This is a genomic window from Sphingomonas sp. MS122, from assembly GCF_049532975.1.
In the GTDB taxonomy this organism is placed as follows: Bacteria; Pseudomonadota; Alphaproteobacteria; order Sphingomonadales; family Sphingomonadaceae; genus Sphingomonas.
Genome location: NZ_CP186695.1, coordinates 3,851,521 through 3,863,499 on the forward strand (window position 1 = coordinate 3,851,521; position 11,979 = coordinate 3,863,499).

Annotated in this window: 6 protein-coding genes; 3 read left to right on the forward strand and 3 right to left on the reverse strand. The window is 68.4% G+C overall.

Annotated elements, in window-relative coordinates:
- Window positions 1-4: 4 nt before the first annotated feature.
- A complete protein-coding gene (gene uvrA, locus ACO227_RS18360; protein ID WP_423603859.1) occupies window positions 5-2,968 on the reverse strand; it encodes an excinuclease ABC subunit UvrA in 2,964 nt (987 codons plus the stop codon).
- A gap of 247 nt (window positions 2,969-3,215) precedes the next feature.
- Here uvrA and ACO227_RS18365 point away from each other — a divergent pair, with 247 nt between their 5' ends.
- Complete coding sequence (locus ACO227_RS18365) at window positions 3,216-6,464, forward strand: hypothetical protein (RefSeq protein WP_423603861.1); 3,249 nt, start codon at window positions 3,216-3,218, stop codon at window positions 6,462-6,464.
- Window positions 6,465-6,489: 25 nt separating this feature from the next.
- Here ACO227_RS18365 and ACO227_RS18370 read toward each other — a convergent pair whose 3' ends face one another.
- Window positions 6,490-7,671: a serine hydrolase domain-containing protein gene (locus ACO227_RS18370; RefSeq protein WP_423603863.1), complete on the reverse strand. Its 1,182-nt coding sequence runs from the start codon at window positions 7,669-7,671 to the stop codon at window positions 6,490-6,492.
- 13 nt (window positions 7,672-7,684) lie between these two features.
- Entirely contained in the window at window positions 7,685-10,090 is a 2,406-nt protein-coding gene (locus tag ACO227_RS18375; protein WP_423603865.1) for a penicillin acylase family protein, read from the reverse strand.
- A 256-nt stretch (window positions 10,091-10,346) separates the two neighbouring features.
- Between ACO227_RS18375 and ACO227_RS18380 the strand changes: the two genes are divergently transcribed.
- Together ACO227_RS18380 and ACO227_RS18385 are read left to right on the forward strand one after the other, a co-directional pair.
- Complete coding sequence (locus tag ACO227_RS18380; protein WP_423603867.1) at window positions 10,347-10,949, forward strand: RNA polymerase sigma factor; 603 nt, start codon at window positions 10,347-10,349, stop codon at window positions 10,947-10,949.
- The gene (locus ACO227_RS18385) at window positions 10,918-11,922 is read left to right on the forward strand and encodes a FecR family protein (protein WP_423603868.1); all 1,005 of its coding nucleotides are present in this window, start codon (window positions 10,918-10,920) and stop codon (window positions 11,920-11,922) included. Before ACO227_RS18380 ends, ACO227_RS18385 begins: the two co-directional genes overlap by 32 nt.
- The last annotated feature ends 57 nt before the right edge of the window (window positions 11,923-11,979 follow it).

The following is an 11,979-nucleotide window of genomic DNA, read 5'->3' on the forward strand; positions in this document are numbered from 1 at the left end:
GAAATCACTCAGCCGCCACACGCTCCCCCACCCTACCCCGCTCCAGCAGCGGCGCGAGATACGTCCCCGTATAGCTGCGCGGCGCCTTCGCCACCTGCTCGGGCGTGCCCTCGGCGACGATCTCGCCGCCCTTGACGCCGCCTTCGGGGCCTAAATCCAAAATCCAGTCCGCCGTCTTGATGACGTCGAGGTTATGCTCGATCACCACCACGGTATTGCCCTGCTCGACCAGCGCGTGGAGGACTTCGAGGAGCTTGCGCACGTCCTCGAAGTGCAGGCCGGTGGTGGGTTCGTCGAGGATGTAGAGGGTCTGGCCGGTGGCGCGGCGGGCGAGTTCCTTGGCGAGCTTGACGCGCTGCGCCTCGCCGCCCGAGAGGGTCGTCGCCTGCTGGCCGACCTTGATATAGCCGAGGCCGACCTCCGCCAGCATCGCCATCTTGTCGCGGATCGGGGGGACGGCCTTGAAGAACTCGACCGCGTCCTCGACCGTCATGTCGAGCACGTCGGCGATGCTGTGCCCCTTGAACTTCACCTCCAGCGTCTCGCGATTGTAGCGCGCGCCGTGGCAGACGTCGCAGGTGACGTAGACGTCGGGGAGGAAGTGCATCTCGATCTTGAGCACGCCGTCGCCCTGGCACGCCTCGCACCGCCCGCCCTTGACGTTGAAGCTGAAGCGGCCGGGCTTGTAGCCGCGCGCCTGCGCCTCGGGCAGGCCGGCGAACCAGTCGCGAATCGCGGTGAAGGCGCCGGTATAGGTCGCCGGGTTGGAGCGCGGGGTGCGGCCGATCGGCGACTGGTCGATGTCGATCACCTTGTCGAGATGCTCGAGCCCGGTGATCTTGTCGTGCTTGCCGGCGAGGACGCGGGCGCCGTTGAGCTGGCGCGCGGCGGCGGCGTAGAGCGTGTCGATGGTGAAGCTCGACTTGCCCGAGCCCGACACGCCGGTGATGCAGGTGAAGGTGCCGAGCGGGATCGACGCGGTGACGCCGGTGAGGTTGTTGGCGGTGGCGTTGTGGACGGTGAGCTTCTTGCCGGTGCCCTTGCGGCGCTTGGCGGGCACCTCGATGCGGCGGGTGCCGTTGAGATAGTCGGCGGTGACGCTGCCTTCGGTGGCGAGGACCTCCTCGAGCGAGCCGCGGGCGACGACCTCGCCGCCGTGGACGCCGGCGCCGGGGCCCATGTCGATCAGGTAATCGGCGGTGCGGATCGCGTCCTCGTCATGCTCGACGACGAGCACGGTGTTGCCGAGATCGCGCAGGCGGCGGAGCGTGGCGAGCAGCATGTCGTTGTCGCGCTGGTGCAGGCCGATCGAGGGCTCGTCGAGGACGTAGAGCACGCCGGAGAGGCCGCTGCCGATCTGCGAGGCGAGGCGGATGCGCTGGGACTCGCCGCCCGAGAGGGTGCCGCTGGTGCGGTCGAGGTTGAGATAGTCGAGCCCGACATTGTTGAGAAAGCCGAGGCGCTCGTCGATCTCCTTGAGGATCGCGCGGGCGATCTCCTGCTGCTGGGGGGTGAGGTCCTGCGGCAGGCTGGCGAAGAAGGGCAGCGCGTCGGTGACCGAGAGGCGGGTGACGCTGGAGATGTCGCGGCCGGCGATCTTGACCGCCAGCGCCTCGGGCTTGAGGCGCGCGCCGTGGCAGGTCTCGCAGGCATGCGCGGCCTGGTATTTGCTGAGCTCCTCGCGCATCCACGCGCTCTCGGTCTGGAGCATGCGGCGGTTGAGGTTGCCGATCACGCCCTCGAACGGCTTCCTGACGTCGTAGGACTTCTTGCCGTCGACGAAGGTGAGCGTGACGGGCTTGCCGGCGGTGCCGTGGAGGATGATCAGCTGGACCTCGCCCGGGAGGTCGCGCCACGGCGTGTCGAGGCTGAAGCCGAACTCGCGCGCGAGGCTGCCGAGCACCTGCATGTAATAGGGCGAGGGCGGGTTGGACTTGGCCCAGGGGACGACCGCGCCCTTCTTGATCGAGAGGTCGTGGTTGGGGACGACGAGGTCCTCGTCGAACACCAGCCGCTCGCCGAGGCCGTCGCACGCCGGGCACGCGCCCTGCGGGGCGTTGAAGGAGAAGAGGCGCGGCTCGATCTCGGGGATGGTGAAGCCGCTGACCGGGCAGGCGAACTTCTCGCTGAAGACGATGCGGTTGTCGGGGACGCCGGTGCCCTTCATCGAGCCGCCGGTGGCGTTTGTTTCCGCGATGAACTTCTGCGGCGCTTCCTGGACGCGGTTGCCGGCGAGTTCGTCGACCGTGGTGTCGATCAGGTCGATATAGGCGAGGCCGTCGGCGAGCTTGAGCGCGGTCTCGAAGCTTTCGGCGAGGCGGGTGGCGATGTCGTCGCGCACGACGAGGCGGTCGACCACCACCTCGATGTCGTGCTTGTACTTCTTGTCGAGCGCGGGGGCTTCCTCGATCAGATAGGTCTCGCCGTCGATGCGGACGCGCTGGAAGCCGGCCTTCTGCCATTCGAGCAGCTCCTTGCGATACTCGCCCTTGCGGCCGCGCACGACCGGGGCGAGGAGCAGCAGGCGCGTCCCCTCGGGCAAAGCGAGGACGCGGTCGACCATCTGGCTGACGGTCTGCGCGGCGATCGGCAGGCCGGTCGCCGGGCTGTAGGGGATGCCGACGCGCGCCCACAGCAGGCGCATGTAATCGTAGATCTCGGTGACCGTCGCGACGGTCGAGCGCGGGTTGCGGCTGGTGGTCTTCTGCTCGATCGAGATCGCCGGCGACAGGCCCTCGATATGCTCGACATTGGGCTTCTGCATCATCTCGAGGAACTGGCGCGCATAGGCCGACAGCGACTCGACGTAGCGGCGCTGGCCCTCGGCATAGATGGTGTCGAAGGCGAGGCTCGACTTGCCGCTGCCCGACAGGCCGGTGATGACCGTGAGCGTGTCGCGGGGGATGTCGATGTCCACGCCCTTGAGATTATGCTCGCGCGCGCCGCGGACGGAGATGTGAGTCAGCATAGTGAGTGAGTTCTAGCTTTGTTCTTTGGGGGAAGCTAGTGGGGAGATAGGGGCGCGGGTGCGCGCCTGCGAGGGGGACGTCGCGTTTCCGGTGCAAATCGCGGCGAAGATGGTCATCGCCGCGTCATCTTCGCCCGCTTTCTCCCGGAACAAAGCAAATCGCGTGCGAAATAAACGCTTAGGCGGTTGCCGGCCGCGCTGCTCCATGCAACGCACCGACGCTATGACGGCAAAAACGGGGGATGATGTGCCGACTTTCACTGGAACGAATGCGTACAGCACCTATCAGCTCGAAGCATCGGGCGTGGCGAGCACCCTGTTCAACAACGACGGATCGCTGCTCTATGTTGCGCGGCGTGACGGCAAGATCGATGTCTTCGACACCGCCACGCACGGCCTGATCACGACCTGGAACGTGGGTACGACGCTTGGCGGAATGAGCCTTTCCGAGGACGGCACTTTTCTTCTGGTCGCCGAGAAGACCAGCGGAGCGGGTGGCACGCCGGGGATCGTCCATCGCGTTTCAACCGCGACCGGAACGGTCCAGGATTACATGGCCCCGAACAATTCGTTCCATGATGTCGAGATCGTTGACGCGCACACGGCGATCGTCACCGGCCCGACGGCTCAGCGTCTCAATCTGGATACGGGGCAATTCACGCCCCTCGATTCCGCCGTCAGATACAGCAGCGCGCGATGGGTGCTGACCGAGGACAATCACCTCACGCTGATCGGCGAGCCGGGAATTTCCAGCGGCCCATCCTATCTGTACGACGACCGCACGCAGAGCATCGTCGCGCGTGGCGACACCTATGAATTCGACAAGGGCATGTCCGGCGGATTCGTGTGGGGAATCCAGGCCGTCAGCGAGGCGGCCGGGCTCGCGGTGCAGTATCTCTACCACTATACGGTGGCCGTCTACGACCTCAATCTCGACTTCCAGCGGTTCTTCACGCTGCCTTCCAACTTCATCGACGGCCTGACGTTCGACGAAACCGGTACTTACCTCTACGTTTATCAGATCGACCAGGGCGCCGTGGACAAGTACCGGGTCTCGGACTTCTCACTGGTCGAACGCATCTCGGTCACCGGATCCGATTGGCACAACAACATCGGCTATGGCGATCAGCTGCACATCTCCGCTGACGGCAGCTATATCAGCGTGCTCGACAATTCGTCGGTCGGCCGCCTGCAGCTGATCGACCTCAGCGCGCGCAACGAGACCTTCGCCGGCACGGCCGATGCCGACACCTTCATCGGCCGCGACGGCAACGATACCTATCTGGTCGGCAACGGCGATATCGTCGTCGAGGCACAAGCCGAAGGCGTCGACACCGTCGTGACCGGCCTGGTCAGCTATACGCTGGGCTCCAATGTCGAGAATCTCACGCTCACCCGATCGGGCGGGTCCGCCGGCACCGGCAACGATCTCGACAATGTGATCGACAGCACCGCCGGTTCGGGCAATTCGGTGCTGGACGGCCTGGGCGGCAACGACGTGCTGCGCTCCGGGAGCGGGAACGACCGGCTCGACGGCGGCGCCGGCACCGACACGATGGCCGGCGGCGCGGGCGACGACACCTATTTCGTCGACCATGCCGGCGACATCATCACCGAGCTGGCCGGGGGTGGCATCGACCGGGTCGAGTCTTCCGTGAGCTACACGCTCGGCGCGAATGTCGAGCATCTGACGCTCACCGGCGGGGCGCTGAACGGCACCGGCAACGACCTGGCCAACATGATCCGCGGCAACGCGCTGAACAATATCCTGTCGGGCGGCGACGGCGACGACCTGCTGTACGGCTATGAGGGCAACGACACGCTGATCGGCGGCGCGGGCGCCGATCTGCTCGACGGCTGGGCCGGCAAGGACACGGTCGACTATTCGACCGCGGCGCTGGGCGTGACGGTGACGCTGGGCCAGGCGGCGACCAGCGCGCGGGGCGATTCGAGCGAAGGCGACCGGCTGTACAATATCGAGAACCTCACCGGCTCGATCTATTGGGACGTGCTGACCGGCAACGAAGTCGCGAACACGCTGCTCGGCGGCGGGGGCAACGACACGCTGACCGGCAACGGCGGCGCCGACGTGCTCGACGGCGGCACCGGGGCGGACCTGATGACCGGCGGCACCGAGGACGACATCTATTATGTCGACAATGCCGGCGACCAGGTGGTCGAGGAAGCCAATGCCGGCAACCGCGACGAGGTGCGTTCCACCCTCTCGAGCATGCGGCTGGGCGATCATGTCGAGATGCTGACCTATGCCGGCACCGGCAGCTTCTTCGCGATCGGCAACGACCAGGGCAACAACATCGTCGCCACCGCCGGGGCCGGGCATACCATCTACGGCATGGGCGGCGACGACGGCATCACCAGCGGCGACGGCAACGACACGCTCTATGGCGATGAGGGCAATGACGTGATCTATGCCGGCGGCGGCAACGACAGCCTGACCGGCGGCGCCGGGACCGACATCCTGCTCGGCATGACCGGCGACGATGTCTATTTTATCGACGACGCCAGCGACATCGTCGCCGAGGCGGCCGGCGAGGGCAATCGCGACGAGGTGCGCACGGCGCTGTCGAGCATGCAGCTCAGCAGCCATGTCGAGATCCTGACCTATATCGGCACCGGCAGCTTCGTCGGGGCCGGCAACGACCAGGGCAACAACATCGTCGCCACCGCGGGGAGCGGCCACACCATCCATGGCTGGGGCGGCGACGACGGCATCACCAGCGGCGACGGCAACGACACGCTCCATGGCGACGACGGCAATGACGTGATCTTCGCTGGCGGGGGCAATGACAGCCTGACCGGCGGCGCCGGGGCCGATCTCCTGATCGGCATGGCCGGCGACGACAGCTATCATGTCGACCGCGCGGGCGAGGTGCTGGAGAGTGCGGGCCAAGGTACCGACACGGTGTTCGCCGACATGGCCGGGCAGATGTACCTTCTCGACGCGAATGTGGAAAACCTGACGCTGGTCGGCACGACCCTCTACGCGGTCGGCAACGACGCGGCGAACGTGCTGACGGGCAGCGCCTCGACCAACTGGCTGATGGGCGGCGGTGGCGACGACCGACTGAACGGCATGGGCGGGGACGATGTGCTCTATGGCGATGGCGGGGCGGACACGTTCGTGTTCGGTACCGGGTCGGGCGTGGACCGGATCGCCGATTTCCGGGTGGGGATCGACAAGCTCGACCTCTCCGCGCTGGGCTTCGCCAACTTCGACGCGGTGCTCGCGGCGACGCAGGACGACGGCAGCGGCAACAGTTTCATCGAGCTGGGCGGCGGCAATCGCGTGACGCTGACCGGGGTGACCAGGGCGCAGCTGACCAGCGGCGACGTGATGCTCACCGGCAGCGGCGCCGCAGCGGGGTTCACGCTTGCGGAGGCCGGGGCGGACTTCGCGCCTGCCGAGGATGCGGCACCCGACCTCGTGCTGCTCGGCATCGCGCCGGACGACGCGCTGCTCGCCTACATTTTCTGAGCCGGGAGGGGCTTCGGTCCCTCCCCTACCCCGCCGCCTCGCACAACGCGTCGGTCGCCAGCGCCACGCGCGATTCCGCCGTGTCGCGGTTGCTGGGATCGTTGCGCACGGCGCGCGTCTCGGTGTTGAACGCGAGCAAGGTGCCGATGCGCTGGCCGGGGCAGAGGCTGAGGTACGCTCGGAAGCCGTTCTGGTCGCCATTGTGGCCGATGATGCGGATGCCGCCGGTGCGGTCGACGAAGAAGCCGAGGCCGACCTGGGTGGTGCTCGCCATGCGGCCCTGCGAGAAATCCTCGCCCGCGGAGAGCTGTGGCCGCCACATCTCCTCGAGCGACGCGCGCTTGAGGACCAGGTCGTACTCGGCCTGGCGCGCGGGGTCGCCGAGCAGGAAGGCGACGTAGCGCGCCATGTCCGGCATCGGCGCGTTGAGGCCGCCGTTGGAGACCGTCACGCCCGTGTCGGCGTCGAACGGCGCGGCGACGCGCTTGCCGCCGCGAATATGATAGCTGTGCGAGCGGTGCTTCAACAGGTGCGGCGGCGTGCGGTCGAAATAGCTGGCGTGCATGCCGAGCGGGCGTAGGATGTTCTTGTCGACATAGACTTCGTAATCCTCGCCCGAGAGGCGCTCGATCACCTGGCCGAGATAGACGATGCCGGGGTTGGAATAGCTGAAGCGGCTGCCGGGCTTGAACTGGACCTCGGTATAGGGGAGCATCGCCTCGAGCTGGTCCCAGCTCGGCGGCTCGAACGGCTGCCAGTCCTTGTCGCGCCACGGCCAGGTGCCGTTGCGGAAGCCGGCGCTGTGGCTCATCAGCTGGCGCAGCGTGATCGCGCCGGTGTCGCCGAACGGGTTGTGGACCCGGGCGAGCTCGGGGACGTACTTGACGACCGGATCGTCGAGCTCGAGCAGCCCGCGGTCGCGCAGCTGCATGATGGCGATGCCGGTCATCGTCTTGGTGATCGAGGCCCAGTGATAGATGGTCTGCGCATCGACCGGCACCTGCGCATCGGCGTCCTGCTCGCCGAGATGGTCGGCGGCGAGCGTACGGCCGTCGCGGATCAGGTAGAAGCTGCTGCCCGCGATGTTGGCACGCTGAACCTCGGTGCGGTGGAGCTTGCGGAAGTCAGCAAGGGCGCGATCGAATGGCGCGTCCTGCGCTGCGGCGGGCGTGGCGAGCAGGAAGCAGGCGGCGATGTGGCGGAGCATAGGCCCCTTCCCTTCAGGACGGCTTCAGCATGATGCGCGCGGCCGCGGCCTTGTCCACCGCGGCGCGGCTGTAGAGCAAGGGGAGCGTGTCGCCGGCGATCCACGAACCGTACTGGTCGCGATAGTGCGGCGAGCGCGGGTCGATCGACTGGCCGGGGAGGATCAGGATCCGCGAATTGTCCCACGCGCCGACATCGATCACCTGCTGGTAGCTCGATCCGCCACCGACGTTCCAGCCGGGGCCCGAGCCGAGCCAGCGCGCCATCACGGTGTAGCTGTCGCCGCCCGACCCTTCGCCCTCGATCGCGGGGAAGGCCTTGGCGATGGCGGGGATGGCCGAGAGCGGGTGGCGCAGGCGCACCTGGTGCAGCGTGCCCCAGCGCCAGGCGGCGGGATCGGGACCGAGCAGCTGCTGCGCCGAGGCCCAGCCCGCGGCGAGCGCGGCGTCGAGCAGCGCGTCGCGCGTACCCCGCGGATCGGCGCCGAGGCGGGCGTCGGGCCTGGCGAGCTGGCCGAGCAGGATCGAGGGCGCGATCTCGGTGACGAGGTTCTTCGCCTGCGCGGGCACGATCGCGGCGAGCATGCGCTTGCCGAGGTCGCGCCAGACGATCTCGAACAGGGCAGCGGGGGCGCTATCGGCGTCGAGCCGGGCGTCCCAGCCGCGCAGCAGATCGACCGCGGGCCTGGCCGCGGCCGAGGGATTGGCGGGCAGCTGCGCGAGGAACTGGCGCGCCGGGGTGGAGAGCGTGTCGTGCTGGAGCGCGATGCTGTCGGCGATACTGTGCTTCGGCTGCGTCTTCAGCACATCGGCGATGCGCTCGTAGCGATACGGGTCGCGGAACGAGAAGGCGGGAATGCGGTCGCGCGGCCAGTCGGCCGGCAGGTTGTTCTGGTTGGCCGAGGCGAACCAGCCCTTGGCCGGGTTGTACGCGCTGGGCAGCGCGCTGAAGTTGCGCATCCCGGTCCAGTCGTGGCTGCCGTCGCCGGGCACCGGGAGCAGGCCGTCGCCGGCCTTGCGCACCGGCACGAAGCCGATCACCTGCCAGCCGGTGTTGCCGTCGATATCGGCATAGTGGAAGTTGGTCGGCGACGGGTGAAAGGCGAAGGCCCTGCGCAGGCTCGCCCAGTCCTTCGCCAGGTTGATCGCGATCATCGCGAAGCAATCGGCGGCGCCCGGCTGCATCGCGACGGTGGTGAGCACGCTGGCGCGGCGGCGGGCGGGATCGTGCGCGATCACCGGGCCCTGCACGGCGTAGCGATGCGTCACCGTCTCGGCCGCGCCGCCCTTGACCGGGATCGTCTCGGTGACCGTCTCGAAGCGCTTCCAGCCGCCGCCATGACGGTACTGCTCGGGATCCTCGGGGTGGAGCTCGAGGATGAACAGGTCGCTCTGGTCGATATGGAAATTGGTGCGGCCGAAGGCGAAACGGTCGGTATGGCCCTGCATGATCCCGGGCAGGCCGGGCGAGCCGCCGCCGATCACGTCGAGGCCGGGCGCGGTCAGATGCGCGACGTGGCGCGGGCTGAACCCGCCGATGCCGAGATGCGGATCGTTGGCGAGGATCGGGCGGCCGGTGGCGCTGCGCGAGGGCGCGATCGTCCAGGCGTTGCTGCCGGCGTTGCCGCGATCAGCGGACGTCGCCTGATCAAGCGCAGAGACGCGGGGCGCCGGCGCGGCGGGATCGGCTGCGGGCGGCTCCCCGCCAAAGGGCAGCCGGCCGATGCGGAGCACGCCGAGATCGGCGTCGGTGACCGCGGCGGCGTCGAGCCCCTCGGGCACGGTCATCTTCCATGCCGGGCGCAGCGGCGCGACGATCGAGTCGAGATCGAGCAGGCCGAGCGCGGCGAGCTGGGCGCGGCGGACGCTGTCGTCGGTATTGCCCTCCGACGCCTCGCGCTGCCGCACCAGATCGTCGAGGCTCCATTTGAGCGGGGCGATGCCGAGGATGCCGTATTCGAGCGGGAGCAAGGCAGGGTCGGCGACGACCTCGTCGATGCGCGCATTGACCCCGGCGACATAGGCGCGGGCGCAGGCGAGGATGTCGGCGGGGATGCGCGCCAGCTCGGCATCGAGGTCGCCGCGGAAGCGGAACAGGCGCGCGACCGCGTCGTGCTTTGCGAATTTCGGGCCGAACGCCTCGGCGAGGCGGCCGAGATCGCGGCGATAGGCGAGGTCGATCTGGAACAGCCGGTCGCGCGCGACGACATAGCCCTGCCCGAAATAGGCGTCGGCGGCGGTCGCCGCGCGGATGTGCGGGATGCCGAACTTGTCGTCGACGATCTCGACCGGCGCGCTGAGCCCTGCGACGGTCCGGTTGCGTGCAACGGTCATCGGCCCCACCCGTATCGGTGCGCCGGCGGCCGGAACCGCGGCCAGCGTGGCAGCCGAGCCTAGCAGGAAGCAACGACGGTTGAACATCGGCAAATCCCCACTGCCCCGGCCTGGACGCGAAAACTGGCGTCGCCCGCGGGCGGTGTCCATGCCTCAACTATGGGACGGCAATAGACGGCGGTTATAGGGTGGCGACGAAATCGCGCCCGGCACCCGGCTCGCGCCACCGCAAGCGCGCCCGCTCTGCACAATCACTGTCACATTCGCCGACTAACCGGCCCTCGACTCGCCGTTAACGCTCCCTTCCGGGGCCGCGCGCGGCGGCGCCATGCGGGGACAGGTGATGCACGCGATCGATCGGGACCGGACGCGGTGGTTCCTCCGCAACATCCTGCCGCACGAGCAGGCGCTGCGCAGCTGGCTCACGCGCCGCCAGCCGATGGGGCTCGACGTCGACGACATCATCCAGGAGGCCTATGCCATCCTCGCCGATCTCGAGACGTTCGAGGATATCCGCTTTCCACGCGCCTACCTGTTCCAGGTCGCGCGCTCGGTGATCACCAAGCATGTCCGCCGCGCACGCGTCGTGTCGATCCGCACGATGGACGACCTGACCGAACTCGAGCATGCCGACGACCGGCCGTCGCCCGAGTGCATCGCGATCGACCGCGACCAGCTGCGGCGGCTGGCCGAGGCGATCGGCGCGATGCCCGGCCGCACGCAGGAAGCGTTCATGCTGCGCCGGGTCGAGGGCCTGCCCCAGCGCGAGATCGCCGCGCGCATGGCGATTTCCGAGAATACGGTGGAAAAACATATCTCCCGGGGCCTTCGTTTTCTCGTCGATTGGTTTGGTCATGGCGGAAATGCTCTGGCAGAAGCCTCTAGGGTGAGAGATTCGGAGATTGTTTCCCTAGATGACCGAGCGCGAATCCAGTCGGTACATTGACGCGACCGCGGCCGACTGGATTGCGCGGCTCGATCGCGGGCCGCTCTCACAAGAGGAATCACAGGCGCTTGAGGCGTGGCTGGCGGGCGACCCGCGCCGCCGCGGCGCGCTGCTGCGCGCCGATGCGCTGTCGCTGCTGAGCGAGTCCGCCGGCGCGCTCGGGTCGCAATTCGACCCCGCGAAGTTCGCGCCGCCCGCACCGCCGCCACCGCCTGCGCCGGCCCTGTCGCGGCGCAAGCTGCTCGCCTGGACGGGTGCGGGCGGACTGGCCGCGGCATCGATCGGCGTGCTGGCGATCAGCGTCCAGCCCGCCGCGGCGATCACCACCGGCCTCGGCGAGGTACGGCTGGTCACGCTCGACGACGGCTCGACGGTGATGCTCAATACGCAGAGCAGCCTGCGGGTGCGCTATGGGGACAAGGTCCGCCGCGTCGAACTGCTCTATGGCGAGGCCTATTTCACCGTGGTGCCCGACCAAGGCCGGCCGTTCGTCGTCGACCTGCCCGGCGAGCCGCTGCGCGCCGCGCGCGGGACGTTCCGCGTGCGCAAGCTCGAGGGAAAGCCGGTCGACATCCTGGTCGACCAGGGCGGGGTGTCGCTCGGCGAGGCGGGAACCGCGGACGCGGTGTTCCTGCGCGCCAACATGCGGCTGACCCTGCCCGAGACGGCGAGCGCGCCCCTCCCCGCGCCGGAGGCGATCTCGGCCGACCATGTCGCGCGCGCGCTGGCGTGGCGCGAGGGCAAGATCGCGTTCGAGGGCGAGCGGCTCGACCAGGCCGCGGCCGAGTTCGCACGCTACAGCCGCACGCGGATCGAGATCCGCGATCCCGCACTGGCGAGCGAGCCGGTCACCGGCCTCTTCGCTGCGAGCGATCCGGCAGGTTTCGGCCGCGCGGTCGCCAGCGTGTTCGACGCGCGGATCGAGCAGCAGGGCGGCGCGGTGATCCTGACGCGGCGGCCGGGCCCGCGATAAATTTTTTGGAGAGCGGATGGCGGCAACCGCCGCGCCGGACCTCTCAGCCTCCGAACG

Excerpts from the sequence above, each read along its gene's own strand:
- uvrA (WP_423603859.1), bottom strand. The coding sequence starts at position 2,968 with ATGCTGACTCACATCTCCGTCCGCGGCGCGCGCGAGCATAATCTCAAG.
- ACO227_RS18370 (WP_423603863.1), bottom strand. The coding sequence starts at position 7,671 with ATGCTCCGCCACATCGCCGCCTGCTTCCTGCTCGCCACGCCCGCCGCA.
- ACO227_RS18375 (WP_423603865.1), bottom strand. The coding sequence starts at position 10,090 with ATGTTCAACCGTCGTTGCTTCCTGCTAGGCTCGGCTGCCACGCTGGCC.
- ACO227_RS18380 (WP_423603867.1), top strand. The coding sequence starts at position 10,347 with ATGCACGCGATCGATCGGGACCGGACGCGGTGGTTCCTCCGCAACATC.
- ACO227_RS18385 (WP_423603868.1), top strand. The coding sequence starts at position 10,918 with ATGACCGAGCGCGAATCCAGTCGGTACATTGACGCGACCGCGGCCGAC.